The following is a 15,978-nucleotide window of genomic DNA, read 5'->3' on the forward strand; positions in this document are numbered from 1 at the left end:
CATGCCGACCCCGCGGCACCCGTCTGTCGTCGGGGATTACTCGCTGAGCTCGACCAGGTTGTACACCTCGTCGTTCACCGGGCTCGCGGGGTACGACGTGACGCGCTCGTCGAACGCGAGAGACGGCGCCGGGTGCGCGAGCGGCACGCCCGGGATGAAGTCGGCGATCTGCGCGTTGATCTCCTCGTACGCGGCCGTGGCCTCGTCCGGATCGGCGATCTGCCGCGCCTCGTCGAGCGCCGAGAACAGCTCGGGGTTGTCGAAGCCCCACTCGAGCGACTGGCGGCCGAAGAAGACGCCGACGAAGTTGTCGGTGTCGTTGTAGTCGCCGGTCCAGCCGAGCAGGTGGATGCCGTGGTTCTCGCTGCCCTGGATGAGGTCCAGGTAGTCGACCCACTCGTTCTCCACCGGCTCCACCGTGATGCCGACCTCCTCGAGCTGGCTGGCCAGCGCGGCGAAGATCTGGTCGGGGTTCGGCATGTAGGGCCGCGAGACGTTCACGGGGTAGTTGAACGTGAGCGTGAGCCCGTCCTCCAGGCCCGCCTCGGCGAGCAGCTCCTGCGCCCGCTCGGGGTCGTAGTCGTAGGTGGTGACGCTGTCGTTCCAGCCGTTCACGACCGGCGGGATGAACTGCGACGCCACCTCGGTGCCCTCCGGCAGCACCTGCTCGACCAGTGCCTCCTTGTCGATCGCGTGCGAGATCGCCTCGCGCACGAGCGGGTCCTGCAGCTCCGGGACCGCCTGGTTGAAGGCGAGATACAGGATCGTGAACGGGTCGCGCTGCATGACCGTGTAGCCGGCCTCCTCGAGCGCCGCCGTGTCGGACGGGGCGACGAGGTCGTAGCCGTCGATGGAGCCGGACTCGAGCGCCTGGCGGCGCGCGGTGGGGTCGTCGATGACGCGGAAGACGACCTCCTGCACCTGGCCCTGCTCGCCCCAGTAGTCGTCGTAGGCCGAGAGGACGACCTGGTCGCCGGGCGCCCAGGACTCGAACCGGAACGGACCGGTGCCGACCGGGTGCGCCTCCGCGTACTCGCTGTAGACGGGCGCGTCCTCGGTGCCGCCGACCTCGTCGGCGGCGTACTCCTCCAGCGCCGTCGGGCTCTGCATGGCGAAGGCGGGCAGCGACAGGGCGGCGATGAAGCCCGCCCACGGGCGAGTGAGGGTCACCGTCGCCGTCAGCTCGTCATCGGCGCTGCAGGAATCGTAGAGGGGGTTGTCGGCCGAGCCGGGGATGCCGAAGAGGCTGTTGTAGTAGTACGAGAGGCTCTCGGTCGCGGCCACGCCGGTCCACGCGTACCAGCGGTCGAAGTTGGCGCAGACAGCCTCGGCGTCGAAGGCCGTGCCGTCGTGGAACGTGACGCCCTCCTTGAGGGAGAACGTGAACGCGGTGCCCTCGTCGTTCTGCTCCCACTCCTCGGCCAGCAGCGGGGCGGGGTCGGCGCTGCCCGGCTCGACGCCGATGAGGCCCTCGAAGATCTGGCGCGAGATGCGGAAGGTCTCGCCGTCGCTCGCGAAGGCGGGGTCGAGGCCCGCCGGGTCGGACGACGAGGCGAAGGTGAAGGTCGAGTCGACCGCGGCGTCGGATCCGTCGCCACCGCCGTCATCGTCGCGCTGGCTCTGGACGCAGCCGGTCAGGGCGAGCGCGGCTGCGGCGATACCCGCCACCGCGACAAGACCTCGTCGCCGTGCAGTGTGGAACATGCTGTGCACCTTTCTGGACGCAGGTGCCGCAGGCCCCTCTTCGGGCCCGGGCATATGGGTCAACCTAGTGGTCGAGCCTCGGGCGGTCGATTACATCCGTGTCTCGATCGTGTTTCGCGGGCCGGGCGCCTGCCGGGCCCGCGTGCGACCCGCGCGGCCCGCGGGAGCCGGGAGGAACGACGCCTATAGTGCTGCGGATGGCGCCGACAACCGACGAGAGCAGTGCCGCGCGCCCGGCCGCCCGCCGCTGGACCGCGTGCGGGGCAGGGGCCGGCGTCGTCGTCGCGGGACTCGCCGTCCATCTGCTCGCCCCGGACGGATTCGCCTCCGACGCCGCAGGCGACGCGCTGTACGCGGTCCTCATCTACCTGATCGTCGTGTTCGTCGCGCCGCGCGCGCCGGGCTGGGCGGCGGCGGGCGCCGCCTACGCGTGGTGCGTAGCGGTCGAGCTGTTGCAGCTGACCGGACTGCCGGCGGCGTGGGGCTCGGCGTTCCGGCCGTCGATGCTCGTGTTCGGCACGGTGTTCTCCGTGTCGGACCTGGTGTTCTACGCGGCGGGCGTGGCGCTGGCCTGGGCCGGGGACGCGCTCGTGCGCAGGGTGCTGCGGCGCTGATCGATCGGGCCCCAGGCGTCGAGGATCCGGCCGCGCAGCGCGTTGCCCCGCGCAGCGAGGTCGCGCTGACGCCGCACGTACTCGGCCTTGCCCTCGGCGGTCTCGATGCGCACCGGGACGAAGCCCCAGCCGGACAGGTCGTACGGCGCGGCCTCCATGTCGAGCCGCCGGATGTCGCGGGCGAGCTCGAACGCGTCGAGCAGCAGGTCGCCCGGCACGAGCGGCCCGAGCTTCACGGCCCACTTGTAGACGTCCATGCCCGCGTGCAGGCAGCCCGGCTGATCGAGCAGAGGCTGGGACTCGCGGGTGGGCGCGTCGCGGTTGCGCGGCACGGCATCGGGGGTGAAGAAGCGGAACGCGTCGTAATGGGTGCAGCGCAGCTCGTGGTCGTCGACGACGGCGTCCGTGGACTCCTGCCCGAGGCGCAACGGCACCGGATGGCGGTGCTCGTGCTGCCGGTAGACCATCGCCCACTCGTGCAGCCCGAAGCAGTCGAACCGTCCCGGGCGACCGGCGGTGCGGCGCAGCATGATCTCCACCAGCCTGCACAGTGGAGCCTTGTCATGCTCGAACGCCGCTCGATCGACGACGAGCGAGCGCGGGGCGTCTCCGGGCGCGTACCAGCGCCACTGCCCGCGCGGCTCGTCGGCCGCGTCCTCGAGCTCCACGCCGGGGCCGGGGTGCCACCGGCGCAGCACGGCGGGCTTGTAGGAGTAGTAGGTGAACAGGAAGTCCCACACGGGATGCGTCTCGCCGCGGGAGGCGCGCTCGCGGTGCTCCGCGGTGAGGGCGTCGGCGCGTTCCCGATGCGCCCGCTCCCGGGCCCGCCACTCCGTGCGCGTGAGGCGCATCGGGGCTGGGGGCTGCGGAGACACGGATCGAGGATAGGCGCTCGCGCCCCGGGGACGCTGGGCGCAGGCTGGAGCGGGCCTCAGCCGTCGCCGTCCAGACCCAGCCGGGTCACCAGGCCCAGGACGGACACACGTGCCTCGCCCCCGAGCGCCCGCAGCGGACGGGGCAGGGAGCCGGCGCCCGTCTGACCGAGTGCCTCGGCGATCGTCGCGACGACCCGAACGCTGCCGTACGCGGCGAACGCGTCCCACAGCGGTTGCAGCCGTGCGGTCTCGTCCACGGCCGTTCGGGCGTCGCCGGCGCGGGCCGCACGGGCGAGGCGCAGCGCCGTCTCCGGGAACGCGCCCGCGATCACCGAGTACCACGCATCGGCGCCCGCCAGGAGGGCGGAGGCCGCGAAGGCGTCGCCGGAGAACCCGACGGTCACGGTCTGCGGCAGGAGCGAACGCAGCGCGTCGATGCGCCCCTGCGTCGCGGTCGCCGCGCTCCCCGGCGTCTTCACCGAGGCGACCCGCGGCAGGGCGGCGACGCTGCGGTACATCTCGTCGGTGAACGTCACCCCGGTCGTGCGGGGGTTGTCGTACACGATCAGCGGCAGCTCCACGGCGTTCGCGACGTCCGCGTAGAGTCCGACGACCTCCTCGTCGGTGAGCGGCTGGTAGGCCAGCGGCGGGAGCAGCACGGCCTCGGCGCCGGCATCCTGCGCGGTCTCGCCGTGGCGGATGGCGTCGCGGGTGCGCAGCGCCCCGATCCCGACGTAGACGGGGACCTCGCCCGAGTGCTCGACCGCGATCTGCACGGCGGCGCGTCGCTCTGCCTCCGAGAGGTAGGGGCCCGAGCCCGTCGATCCGAGCACGGTGATCGAGTCGACGCCCGACTGCGCGATCCGGGCGATCCGACGGCCGAGGGCGTCCTCGTCCAGGCGATCGTCGGCGAGCGGCGTCAACGGGAACGCGCTGACGCCGGCGATGCCCGCGGTCACCGCGCCAGCACCGCGGACATCGCGCGCGAGAGGTGCCACGGGTCGACGACGGCCGTCAGCTCGCGGGCGGAGTGCATCGACAGGATCGGCACGCCCACGTCGACCGTGCGGATGCCGAGCCGGGTCGCGGCGATCGGCCCGATGGTCGAGCCGCACGGCACCGCGTTGTTCGAGACGAACTCCTGCGTCGGCACGCCGGCGGACTCGCACGCGGCGTTCCAGACCGCCGCTCCGTGCGCGTCCGTGGCGTAGCGCTGGTTGGCGTTGATCTTCAGGATCGGGCCGCCGCCGGCGACCGGCCGGTTGGCGGGGTCGTGACGCTCGGGGTAGTTGGGATGCACGGCGTGACCCACATCGCTCGAGACATGGAAGGACGCCGCGAACGCCTGGGCACGCTGATCGGCGTCCGCGCCGAACGCCGTCGACACGCGCCGCAGCACGTCCTCGAGGAACGGCCCCGCGGCGCCCGACCTCGATGCGCTGCCGATCTCCTCGTGGTCGAACGCCGCGTACATCGCGATCGAGCCCTCGGGGGCCGACGCGAGCTGAGCGACGAGTGCGGCGTGGGCGGACAGCAGGTTGTCGAGCCGCCCCGAGGCGAAGAGCTCCTGGTCGTGACCGAACGTGCGCGGCTCCTGCGTGTCGGCGACGACGATGTCGTAGCCGCCGACCTGGGACGCCTCCACGCCGGCGCGTGCGGCCAGCGCCTGCAGGACGTCGGCGCTCTCCGCGTCGCCGAGCCCCCAGACCGGCTGGGTGTGCCGCTGCTTGTCGAGGGCGAGGCCGTCGTTGACGCCGCGGTCGAGGTGGATCGCCAGCTGCGGGATGCGCAGCAGCGAGCCCGTGCGTACGAGGTGCTCCTCGCCGTCGAGGGTGACGAGACGTCCCGCGAGCTCGAGCTCTCGGTCGAGCCACGAGTTCAGCAGCGGCCCTCCGTACACCTCGAGGCCGAGCTGCCACCACCCGCCGGCGCCGTGGGTGGTGGGCTTCGGCTTGAGCTTGAAGCCGGGGGAGTCGGTGTGAGCGCCCACGATCGTGAACGGCGTGGTCGGCCCGGTGTCCTCCGGCAGCGCGAAGGCGACCACGGAGCCGTCGCGCACGACCACGTAGCGCCCGCCGCCGGCCAGCTCCCACGGGTCGCCCTCCGTGAGCCGCGTGTAGCCCGCCTCCTCCGCTCGGCGCGCCGCCTCGGCGGCGGCGTGGTACGACGAGGGGGAGGCCGTCACGAAAGCGGCGAGGTCGTCGATGTGGGCACGGGCGTCGGCGGGAACTCTGTCGGCGGTCACCACCTCATTATCGCGTGCCGCGGATATGCGCACGAGGACGGCCGATCCTGGCCCCCGCGCTACGCCGCAGGCAGCGGCTCGATGAGGTCGGGCGAGTCGTTGCGGACGTTGCCGACCGCCTTCGACACGGCGTGGAAGGCAAGGGTCTCCGCCACGTAAGGGGCGGCGTCGACCGCCGCGTCGAGCACGTCCAGCGGGTAGTCCACGGTCGGGTCGAGCCAGGCATCGGCATGGTCGGCGTCGAGGAAGACCGGCATCCGGTCGTGGATCGAGCCGAGCGGTCCGATCGCGTCGCGGGTCAGGATCGTGAAGCTCAGCACCCAGCGGGCCGGGTCGTCCGCGGCCTTCGACGGGTCCTTCCACCACTCGTACAGGCCCGCGAAGAGCAGCGGAGCGCCGTCCTCCGCAGGATGGATGAAGTGCGGCACCTTCTCGGTCCCGTCCTGCCGCCACTCGTAGTAGCCGGACGACGGGACGATGGCACGTCGCTTCATCAGCGCGTTCTGGAACATCTTCTTCTGCTCGACCTCCTCCGAGCGCGCGTTGATCGCCCGTGCGCCGATCGAGGTGTCCTTCGCCCAGGAGGGCACGAGTCCCCAGCGCGCGGGCTCGAGACGCCGCGTCGGCGGCTCGGTCTTCGCCGAGTCGAGGACGATCGCCACGGAGTCGGTCGGCGCGACGTTGAAGGAGGGCGCCGGGAGCTCGTCGGCCACCAGATCGACACGCAGCTCGCCCACGAGCTCGCTCCCCACCCTCGCCACCACGAATCGTCCGCACATGCCGCCAGCGTATGCCCGGCGTCGGACAATCCCGTGCGGCCGATCAGCCCTCGGGCTCGAGCAGGCCCACCTGCTCGAGGCGCTCCGCGAGGCCCGCGCCGTCGTCGGCGGTGACCCACGGCACCGAGGCGGCCGAGTGGTCGTTGACGGCCGTGCGTCCACCCGCCAGCACCGCCTCTGCCGGAGACAGGCGGCGGATCGCGACGCCGGCGACCGACGACGGGTACTCGCTGGTGAACCGCGTGTAGATCTCGTCGTCGTGCTGGCCGTCGTCCCCGACGAGCAGCCAGCTCACGTCCGGGAACTCCTCGGCCAGCCGGCGCAGGTTCGTGACCTTGTGGTCGGTTCCGCTGCGGAACCAGCGGTCGTGGGTGGGGCCCCAGTCGGTGAGCAGCAGCGACCCCGAGGGGAAGAGGTGCCGGTTGAGGAACCGGGTGAGCGTCGGCGCGACGTTCCAGGCGCCCGTCGAGAGGTACACCATCGGCGCGCCCTGCTGCTGGCGCGACAGACGCGACAGCAGCACCGCCATGCCCGGCACGGGCTGGCGGGCGTGCTCGTCGACCACGAACGAGTTCCATGCCGCGAGCAGCGGACGCGGCAGCGCGGTCACCATCACGGTGTCGTCGACGTCGCACACGACCCCGCGCCGTGCCTCCGGCGAGACGATCTGCACGAGCGACTCCCCGGGCTCGCCGCCCTCCACCGACATGGTCACCAGGCGCCAGCCCGGCTCGAGGTCGGCCTCGATGCGCGCGTCGATCACCCCGCCGCGGTCGGCGACCACCTCGTGCACGCGGTCGCCGACGGTGATCGACACGGAGGCGTAGCCGACCGGGATGCCGACGAAGCTGCGCCAGCCGCGGACGCTCGCGAGCTCGCCCGTCCTCGTGCGCTTCGCGGGCGGCACGATGAGGACGCGGCCGAGAACCCGCACCCAGCCGTCGCCGCCGTAGCCGGGGAAGACCAGGACCGTGGGCTTCCGGCCGTGCCGTCGAGCGCGCCGCTCACGCCAGGCGTGGACGCGGCGCTCGATCCGGGCGATCCAATGGATCCGGTCGCGGTGCGTGGTGGAGGACATCCGCCCCAGTCTTTCACGCGACGCGGCCCTCGTCCCGGTGCCTCCCGGGTCAGTCGTGCATGTGGCGGCGCTCGACCCGCGCGATGATCTTCTTCGCGGTGAACACGCCGACGACGAGCAGCAGGATCACACCGACGAAGACGTAGCCGGCGTAGTGCGCGCTGTCGGCGGCCTCGCGGTACGAGCGGGCGGCGCCGGCCGCGATCGAGACGTACAGCGAGGTCCAGAGCACGCAGGCGGGCAGCGTCCACATCAGGAACCGCCGGTACGAGTAGCCGCTCATGCCCACGGTCAGCGGCACCAGGGAGTGCAGGACCGGGAGGAACCGCGACAGGAAGATCGCCAGCCCGCCGCGCCTCCGAAGGTAGCGCTCCGATCGCTGCCAGTTCTGCTCGCCGATCAGCCGTCCGACCCACGACGTGCGGATGTGCGGCCCGAGCCAGCGCCCGAGGGCGAAGCCGATGGACTCGCCGAGCAGGGCGCCGACGACCACCACGGCGCCGAGCACGAACCCCTCGAGAGTGGAGGAGACGCCCGTCGCCGCGACGATCACCACCGTGTCGCCCGGGACGATCAGGCCGATCAGCACGCTCGTCTCGAGCATGATCGCCAGCCCCGCGAGCAGGGTGCGCAGCACGGGATCGACGGACTGCACGACGTCGAGCAGCCAGGTCAGTGCCTCGTTCACCCGCATGAGCATAAGCGGGGGTCCCGGGCGCTAACCTGGAATCTCGCTCGTTTCCCTGGAAATCCGATTGGCTACACCCGTGTCCCAGAACTCTCCCGCCGCCCAGGCAGCGCCCGCCGACGGCGCGTTCGACGTCCACGCCCTGCACGCGAAGTGGCAGGCGTACTGGGAGAAGAACGGCACGTTCCTCGCGGGCGGCGCCGATGACACGCGGCCTCGGAAGTACGTGCTGGCGATGTTCCCGTACCCCTCGGGCGACCTGCACATGGGGCACGCCGAGAACTATCTCTACAGCGACATCGTGGCGCGCTTCTGGCGTCATCGCGGCTACAACGTGCTGCACCCGATCGGCTGGGACTCGTTCGGGCTGCCCGCCGAGAACGCGGCGATCCAGCGTGGGGCCGACCCGCGAGAGTGGACCTATGCGAACATCGCCCAGCAGCGCGAGAGCCTGAAGGCGTACGGCGTGTCGTTCGACTGGAGCCGGGTGCTGCACACGAGCGACGACGACTACTACCGGTGGAACCAGTGGCTGTTCCAGCAGCTGCACGAGCGGGGCCTCGCCTACCGCAAGGAGAGCCCGGTCAACTGGTGCCCGAACGACCAGACCGTGCTCGCGAACGAGCAGGTCGTCGACGGTCGCTGCGAGCGGTGCGGCGCGGAGGTCGTGAAGAAGAAGCTCACGCAGTGGTACTTCCGCATCACCGAGTACGCCGACCGGCTGCTGGACGACCTGAACCAGCTGGAGGGCTTCTGGCCCCACAAGGTGCTGCAGATGCAGCGCAACTGGATCGGTCGGTCGGTCGGAGCCGACATCGACTTCGAGATCGAGGGACGCGCCGAGAAGGTGACGGTGTTCTCCACCCGTCCCGACACGCTGCACGGGGCGACCTTCATGGTCGTCGCGCCCGACAGCGACCTGGCGGCGGAGCTGGTCTCGGCCGCGTCGCCCGAGGCTCGCCAGCGGTTCCAGGACTACCTCCAGCAGACGCAGCGGCAGACCGACATCGAGCGCCAGTCGGCCGACCGGCCGAAGACCGGCGTGTTCCTCGAGCGGTACGCGATCAACCCGGTCAACGGCGAGCGGCTGCCGATCTGGTCCGCCGACTACGTGCTGGCCGACTACGGGCACGGCGCCGTGATGGCCGTCCCCGCGCACGACCAGCGCGACCTCGACTTCGCCCGTCAGTTCGACCTGCCGGTCCGGGTCGTCGTCGACACCACCGCGCCGATCACCGGCGCGATCCCGGTGATCGAGCTCGACGAGGACGGCGTGCCGATCGACCCGCAGCTGGACGAGATGAACCCGCGCAGCACGGGCGAGGCGCTCACGGGCGAGGGCCGGATGATCAACTCCGGCAGCCTGGACGGACTGTCCAAGCGCAACGCGATCGCCCGCGTCATCGAGCAGCTGCAGGCCGAGGGGAAGGGCCGCGCCGCCAAGCAGTACCGCCTGCGCGACTGGCTGATCTCGCGTCAGCGGTTCTGGGGGACGCCGATCCCCATGATCCACACCCAGGACGGCGACATCGTGCCGGTCCCCGCCGACGAGCTGCCCGTGCGGCTGCCCGACGCGCAGGGGCTCGACCTCAAGCCGAAGGGGCAGTCGCCGCTCGGCGCCGCGACGGGCTGGGTGGAGACCACCGACCCGCGCACGGGGGAGCCCGCTCTGCGTGACCCCGACACGATGGACACGTTCGTCGACAGCTCGTGGTACTTCCTGCGCTTCCTGTCGCCGGGCAACGACGCGAAGGCGTTCGACCCGCGCGACGCGGACCGCTGGGCGCCCGTCGACGCCTACATCGGCGGCGTCGAGCACGCGATCCTGCACCTGCTGTACGCGCGCTTCATCACCAAGGTGCTGTTCGACCTGGGGCAGGTGGACTTCACCGAGCCCTTCTCGAGCCTGATCAACCAGGGCATGGTGATCCTCGACGGCGCGAAGATGTCGAAGTCGAAGGGCAACCTCGTGCTGTTCAGCGAGGAGCTCGAGCGCCACGGCGCGGACGCGCTGCGTGTCGCGCTGGCGTTCGCCGGCCCCGTGGAGGACGACAAGGACTGGAAGGACGTCTCGACCACCGGTGCGCAGAAGTTCCTGGCGCGTGCGCTGCGTCTCGCGCAGGAGGTCGACAGCCCGCAGGACGTCGTGTGGGCGGAGGGCGACGCGGCGTTGCGCCGGGTGACCCACCGTCTGCTCGCCGACGCCCCGGTGCTGGTCGAGCAGACGAAGTTCAACGTCGTGGTGGCGCGGCTCATGGAGCTCGTCAACGCGATCCGCAAGGCGGTCGACGGCTCGGCCGGCGCCTCCGACCCCGCCGTGCGCGAGGCCGTCGAGGCGACCGCCATGATCCTCGACCTGTTCGCACCCCACACCGCCGAGGAGATGTGGGAGCTGCTGGGCTACCGGGGGTCCGTCGGACGCGTGACGTGGCGCAACGCCGACCCTGCCCTCCTGGTCGAGGAGGCGGTGACCGCCGTCGTGCAGATCGACGGCAAGGTGCGCGCGACGCTCGAGGTGCCGGCGAAGATCGACCCGGAGGCGCTGGAGCAGCGCGCGCGCGCGGACGAGCGCGTGCTGCGGGCGCTCGGCGACCGAGAGATCGTGCGCGCCATCGTGCGTGCCCCGAAGGTCGTGAGCTTCTCCACGAAGTGATCCCGTCCTCGAGCTGACGGGAGGGGAAAGGGCTCGCTTCGGCGTTCCCACGACTGTACGCACAGCGTGCGGAACGAACGCCAGGTGTTCCCTCCCGAGGGCAGTAGCGCTACGCTCGCGGCATGGTGACAACAATGGTGTTGCGCGATCGCGTGTTCGCCGGCGGCGAGTGGCTGAGCCCCGCAAGCCGCGCAGAGATCGTCGTGGAGAGCCCCGTCGACCACCGCGAGGTGGGACGCGCGGTCGACGGGGGAGAAGAGGACGTCGATCGGGCCGTGCGGGCCGCACGTGCCGCGTTCGACGAGGGTCCCTGGCCCCGTATGTCCGCGTCCGAGCGGGCGGACTGGATCGACCGCCTCGCCGACGAGCTGGAACGTCGGGGGCCGGAGACATCGGCCCTCATCACCGCCGAGATCGGCCAGCCGGTCGCGCTGTCGCGCCCCTGGGGCGGAGTGCGCCCGGTGGCGCACCTGCGGTACTACGCGCGCCTCGCGCGGCAGGCCGGGTTCGACGAGGAGGAGCGCCCGAACGCCAACCGTGAGGGCACGTCGATCGTGCAGCGCGAGCCGCTCGGCGTCGCCGCGCTGATCGTGCCCTGGAACCACCCGCAGGCGTCGACGACGCTCAAGCTCGCCCCCGCGCTCGCGGCCGGCTGCACGGTCGTGATCAAGCCGGCGCCGGAGTCGCCGCTCGACATCTTCAACCTCGCCGAGGCGAGCCTGGCCATCGGCATGCCGCCCGGGGTCATCAACATCGTTCCCGGAGGTCGCGACACCGGTCGCGCGCTGGTCGCCCATCCGGGCATCGACAAGGTGGGCTTCACGGGCTCGTCCGAGGCGGGGCGGACCATCGCCTCCATCGCGGGGCAGCGGCTGATGCCGGTCACGCTCGAGCTCGGCGGCAAGTCGGCGGCGATCATCCTGGAGTCCGCCGATCTGGACGCCGTGTTCGCGAGCCTGCGGGGCGCCTCGTTCGACAACACCGGACAGACCTGCGCGCTCATGGCGCGGGTGCTGGCGCCGCGCCCGCTCTACGCCGAGGTCGTCGACAGGCTCGTCGACCTCGCACGCGACCTGCGTGTCGGAGATCCCCTCGACGAGAGCACCGAGCTCGGGCCGTTGGTGTCCCGGCGCATCCACGACAGGGTCACGGGCATGGTCGGTCGTGCCCGCGCCCAGGGGGCGACCCTGCTGGCGGGCGACACACCGCTGCCCGACGAGGGGTACTTCGTCGCGCCGACGGTCGTGACCGACGCCGCACCGGACAGCGAGATCGCGCAGGAGGAGGTGTTCGGCCCCGTCGTCTCGGTGCACCCGTACGCCGACGTCGACGATGCGGTGCGCATCGCGAACGACAGCCGCTACGGACTGGCGGGTGCCGTCTACGGCGACCCGGACGAGGTGCTGCCGGTCGCCCGCCGGGTGCGCACGGGGTCGATCGGCCTGAACGGCTACCGGCCCGATCTCAACACCCCCTACGGCGGCTACAAGGACTCGGGCCTCGGCCGGGAGTTCGGCATCGAGGCCGTGCGCAACTACCAGGAGGTCAAGTCGATCTGGCGCTGAGGCCGGGACGGCGCGGCGCCGGCCGGCCGTCGAGAGCCGTGCCGACCGGTCACCGCGCCGGCGTCCGGACCGTCCGGACGCCCTCCGTGTCGCCCGTGTAGCTCTTCGCCTTCTGGATCTGCGCGTACACGTGGCGGCGCAGATCCACGAAGTCCGGCAGGGAGCGCGTCTCCAGCTGGTCGCGCTCGTCGGGCAGGTCGATCCCGAGGTCCTCGAGCACGATGGTGGGCGACGAGGAGAGGATGATGACGCGCTCCCCGAGGTACACCGACTCGTCGATGTCGTGCGTGACGAACAGCACGGTGAGACCGAGGCGGCGCGCGGCCGATCGCACGAGGTCCTCGAGGTCGGCGCGGGTCTGCGCGTCGACCGCGGCGAAGGGCTCGTCCATGAGCAGGATCTCCGGCTGGTAGGCGATGGCGCGCGCGATGGCCACGCGCTGCTGCATGCCGCCCGAGAGCTGCCACGGGTACGACGTCGGCACGTGCGCGAGACCGACGGCGTCCAATGCCTCCGCGACGCGTCGCCGCCGCTCCGGCTTCGGCACGCCGCTCGTCTTCAGCGGCAGCTCGACGTTGTCGGCGACCCGCAGCCAGGGGTAGAGCGAGCGCCCGTACTCCTGGAACACGAGAGCCATGTTCTTCGGCGGGCCGTCGATGACCTCGCCGTCGAGCAGAACCCGGCCGGACGTCGCGGGCATCAGGCCGGAGATCACCTTCAGAAGTGTCGTCTTGCCCGAGCCGGACGGCCCGACCAGACAGGTGAACTCGCCGCGGTGCACGTCGAAGGTGAGATCGCGCACCGCCTCGAACGGCCCCTTCTCCGTCCGGTAGACCTTCTGCACGCCCTGCACGGAGAGCAGGACCTCTCCTGCGGCGGATCCCGCCGCGACATCTGCGCTCACTGCTTCTCCCTCTCTCGCTGGCCGTGGTACCAGGCCAGGCTCCGCCTCTCGATCCAGCCGTAGACGGCGGCGATGACGACGCCGATCAGGCCGATCAGCAGGATGCCCGCCCACATCGGGCCGTTCTGGAACGTCTGCTTGAAGAGCATCACCCGGTATCCGATGCCGTCCGTGGCGGCGTACATCTCCGACACCACCATGAGGATGATGGCGATCGGCAGCGCGAGCCGGATGCCCGTCATGATGCGCGGCAGCGCCGCGGGCAGCACGAAGTGCCGGAAGCGCGTCCATCCCGTCATCCCGTAGGAGGCCGTCGTCTCGGAGAGCACCGGGTCCACCGACCGGACGCCGTCGATCGCGTTGAGCAGGATCGGCCAGAGGCACCCCAGGAAGATCAGGAAGATCTTCGAGCGATCGTCGATGCCCATGATCAGCAGCAGGACGGGCAGCAGCACGGGTGGCGGCACCGCGCGGATGAACTCGAAGATCGGCCCGGTCATCCGGCGTGCGACGCGGCTCGAGCCGATCAGAACTCCGAGCAGGGTGCCGACCACGATGGCGCCCCCCAGCCCGACGAGCAGCCGGTAGAGCGACGGCGTCACCTGCTCGACCAGCAGCGGGCCGATCCACACGGAGACGAGGTCGGAGAGCATCAGGTCGGGCTTCGGCACGAAGGGATTCGTGGTGCCCCGGGTGCCGAGCCACCAGATCGCGACGATGACGATCGGCAGCGCGAGCGCGGCCGAGACCGCCCTGACGGCCCTCATGCCGCGTCCTCCTGCCGCACCGACGAGTGCCAGGCGAGCAGCGTGTCCTCGAGCCGCCGCATCGCGAGGTTGATCAGCAGGCCGAGGACCCCCGCGAGGATCGCGAGCGCGTAGACCACGCCGACGTTGCCCGCCGACTGATAGGTCGCGATCATCTGACCGATGCCGGGCGCCCCCACGACGATCTCGATCGTGATCGCGACGACGAGGGCGATCGTCGCCGACAGCCGCGTGCCCGTCATGAGGTACGGCAGCGCGGTGGGCCACACCACATGGGCGGCACGCTGAAGGGGGCCCATGCCGTAGCTGCGGGCGGTCGCGTCGGCCACCGGGTCGACGTCGGCGACGCCGGCGATGACGTGGACCAGCACGACCCAGAAGCACGCCCACGCGACGACGAACACCGTGGCGGTCGGCCGCACCCCGAAGATCACGACCGCCACGGGGATGAGGCCGACCGAGGGGATGGGGCGGAGGAACTCGATGGTCGAGCCGGTGTACTCGCGGATCCACCGGCTGGAGCCGATCACGACGCCCAGGACGACGCCGAGGACGAGCGCGATGGCGAGTCCTGCCGCCCAGCCGAGCATCGTCATCGACACGGCGCGCCAGAACTCCTCGCGCAGCCCGGGGCCGGCGACGACCTCGGCGATGCGCGGCACGACCTCCGAGAAGGGAGGAAGATACGCGGCGTTGACGAGGTCGAGGCGAGGGGCGGCCTCCCACAGGGCGAGGAAGACGAGGATGCCGGTCGCGCCGAGCACCGGGGTCGACCAGCGCGACTGCAGGAAGGGCGCGCGGCCGTCGGCCGGGGCGGTTGCGGAGGTCATCGACGAGGACCGATCGGTCGCGCTCACCGCTCCCAGATGATGGCGTCGAGGTCGACGGGGTTCTGGATGTAGCCGAGCTCGAGCGACCAGTCGGCGAGCGCCTGCAGGTTCTCCGCCGTCAGGGGCAGCTGCCCGTACGAGCCCAGACGGATGCGGGCCGCCAGCTCGGGGTCGATCTTGGTGAACTCCGCGATGCTCTCGCGCAGCTCGTCGTCGTTCTCCAGCGCGTACGCATTGGCCTCGTCGATGGTGTCGGCGATCTCGCCGTACAGCTCGGGGTCGGCGTCGACGGCCTCGCGGAGGGCGTACCACGCGCCGGCGACGACGGCGTGATCCGACAGCGAGACGAACGGGTTGGCGAGCGTCCGGAAGCCCTTCTCCTCGCGCCCCAGGGTGCCGAACGGCTCCCCGGCGACGAACGCGTCGATCGCCCCGCTCTCGAGGGCGGCCGGCTGGTCGGGCACGCCCATCTGCACGTACTGGACCTTCGACGGGTCGCCGCCGTCGGCCTTCACCGCGATGTCGGACAGCAGCTGCGTGTACCCGCCCGGCGCGTTCACCGCGACCTTCTTGCCCTCGAGGTCCTTCGCGGACGTGAGCGGGCTGTCGGCGGTGACGAGGAGATCGTTGATCCCGTTCTCCGGATCATCCGGAGTCGCGCTGGCGGCGGCGATGATCACCAGGTCGACGCCGCCCTCGATCGCCTGGAAGACGCCGGTCGTGCCGCCGTAGCCGATCTGCACCTGCCCCGACTGCATGGCCTGGATGATCTCGGTCGACGACCCGGCCTGCTGCAGGGTGAGCTCGAAACCGTGCTCCTCGAAGACGCCGTTCTTCTCCGCCATGTACACCGGGCCGATGTCGGTGACGGGGATGACCCCGGCCACGAGGTCGCGAGGCCCGTCGTCGCCCTCGCCGTCGCCCGACGACGACGAGGAGCCGCACGCGGCGAGCCCGAGGACGAGCACGATGCCGGCGATGCCGGCGAGGGATCGGGTGTGGGGGAATGCCATGACTGCCTCCGTTGCCAGTTGGACATGCTCTGTGTCACGGGTCGGGTGGAGCAGGGGCACGGCCGTCGACGTTGACGACTGTCTGATGCGCCCGCTGCTGCGTGCTCCGGACGATCGCGATCGTTCCACACCGGGCACGAGGTGTCCAGGAAAAAGTTCCGCAGGGCGTGCGATATGTACGCTCTGCGGTGCACGTCGCCGGGAAGTCCGCTAGCGTGAGCGCCAGCCGATCGGCGGGCACCCGTCCCACGAACGCCTCGGCG

Annotated in this window: 14 protein-coding genes; 3 read left to right on the forward strand and 11 right to left on the reverse strand. The window is 71.3% G+C overall.

What is annotated here, in order from left to right; all coding sequences use genetic code 11:
* Positions 1–36 precede the first annotated feature (36 nt).
* Entirely contained in the window at positions 37–1,704 is a 1,668-nt protein-coding gene (locus K5S26_RS08540; protein ID WP_221857560.1) for an ABC transporter substrate-binding protein, read from the reverse strand.
* Between the two features lie 197 nt (positions 1,705–1,901).
* On the opposite strand from K5S26_RS08540, the gene K5S26_RS08545 reads away from it, so the two are divergent.
* Positions 1,902–2,318, forward strand: a complete 417-nt coding sequence (locus K5S26_RS08545; RefSeq protein ID WP_221857561.1) for a ribosomal maturation YjgA family protein — start codon at positions 1,902–1,904, stop codon at positions 2,316–2,318.
* Here K5S26_RS08545 and K5S26_RS08550 read toward each other — a convergent pair.
* The 6 genes from K5S26_RS08550 to K5S26_RS08575 all read right to left on the reverse strand — a co-directional run bounded on the left by K5S26_RS08550 (position 2,252) and on the right by K5S26_RS08575 (position 7,983).
* The gene (locus K5S26_RS08550; RefSeq protein ID WP_246603818.1) at positions 2,252–3,169 is read right to left on the reverse strand and encodes a 3-methyladenine DNA glycosylase; all 918 of its coding nucleotides are present in this window, start codon (positions 3,167–3,169) and stop codon (positions 2,252–2,254) included. The two genes, K5S26_RS08545 and K5S26_RS08550, sit on opposite strands and share 67 nt — an antisense overlap.
* Positions 3,170–3,249: 80 nt before the next feature.
* A complete protein-coding gene (locus tag K5S26_RS08555) occupies positions 3,250–4,152 on the reverse strand; it encodes a dihydrodipicolinate synthase family protein (protein WP_308122848.1) in 903 nt (300 codons plus the stop codon).
* Positions 4,149–5,438: a M18 family aminopeptidase gene (locus tag K5S26_RS08560; RefSeq protein ID WP_221857562.1), complete on the reverse strand. Its 1,290-nt coding sequence runs from the start codon at positions 5,436–5,438 to the stop codon at positions 4,149–4,151. Before K5S26_RS08560 ends, K5S26_RS08555 begins: the two co-directional genes overlap by 4 nt.
* A gap of 59 nt (positions 5,439–5,497) precedes the next feature.
* Entirely contained in the window at positions 5,498–6,217 is a 720-nt protein-coding gene (locus K5S26_RS08565) for an SOS response-associated peptidase (protein ID WP_221857563.1), read from the reverse strand.
* A 43-nt stretch (positions 6,218–6,260) separates the two neighbouring features.
* Positions 6,261–7,295 carry an App1 family protein phosphatidate phosphatase gene (locus K5S26_RS08570; protein WP_221857564.1) on the reverse strand — a complete coding sequence of 345 codons (1,035 nt, stop codon included), beginning with the start codon at positions 7,293–7,295 and terminating at the stop codon, positions 6,261–6,263.
* A gap of 49 nt (positions 7,296–7,344) precedes the next feature.
* Entirely contained in the window at positions 7,345–7,983 is a 639-nt protein-coding gene (locus K5S26_RS08575) for a DedA family protein (protein ID WP_221857565.1), read from the reverse strand.
* A gap of 79 nt (positions 7,984–8,062) precedes the next feature.
* Here K5S26_RS08575 and leuS point away from each other — a divergent pair, with 79 nt between their 5' ends.
* Positions 8,063–10,636: a leucine--tRNA ligase gene (gene leuS, locus K5S26_RS08580; protein ID WP_308122849.1), complete on the forward strand. Its 2,574-nt coding sequence runs from the start codon at positions 8,063–8,065 to the stop codon at positions 10,634–10,636.
* A gap of 122 nt (positions 10,637–10,758) precedes the next feature.
* Positions 10,759–12,201, forward strand: a complete 1,443-nt coding sequence (locus K5S26_RS08585) for an aldehyde dehydrogenase family protein (protein WP_221857567.1) — start codon at positions 10,759–10,761, stop codon at positions 12,199–12,201.
* A 49-nt stretch (positions 12,202–12,250) separates the two neighbouring features.
* Here K5S26_RS08585 and K5S26_RS08590 read toward each other — a convergent pair whose 3' ends face one another.
* The 4 genes from K5S26_RS08590 to K5S26_RS08605 are packed head-to-tail and all read right to left on the reverse strand — an operon-like array spanning position 12,251 to position 15,715.
* Positions 12,251–13,105, reverse strand: a complete 855-nt coding sequence (locus K5S26_RS08590) for an ABC transporter ATP-binding protein (protein WP_308122850.1) — start codon at positions 13,103–13,105, stop codon at positions 12,251–12,253.
* Positions 13,102–13,872: an ABC transporter permease gene (locus K5S26_RS08595; protein WP_221857568.1), complete on the reverse strand. Its 771-nt coding sequence runs from the start codon at positions 13,870–13,872 to the stop codon at positions 13,102–13,104. Before K5S26_RS08595 ends, K5S26_RS08590 begins: the two co-directional genes overlap by 4 nt.
* Positions 13,869–14,702, reverse strand: a complete 834-nt coding sequence (locus K5S26_RS08600; protein WP_221857569.1) for an ABC transporter permease — start codon at positions 14,700–14,702, stop codon at positions 13,869–13,871. Before K5S26_RS08600 ends, K5S26_RS08595 begins: the two co-directional genes overlap by 4 nt.
* 23 nt (positions 14,703–14,725) lie before the next feature.
* A complete protein-coding gene (locus tag K5S26_RS08605; RefSeq protein WP_221857570.1) occupies positions 14,726–15,715 on the reverse strand; it encodes an ABC transporter substrate-binding protein in 990 nt (329 codons plus the stop codon).
* Between the last annotated feature and the right edge of the window lie 263 nt (positions 15,716–15,978).

It is taken from the genome of Microbacterium marinilacus, from assembly GCF_019753765.1.
GTDB lineage: Bacteria > Actinomycetota > Actinomycetes > Actinomycetales > Microbacteriaceae > Microbacterium > Microbacterium marinilacus.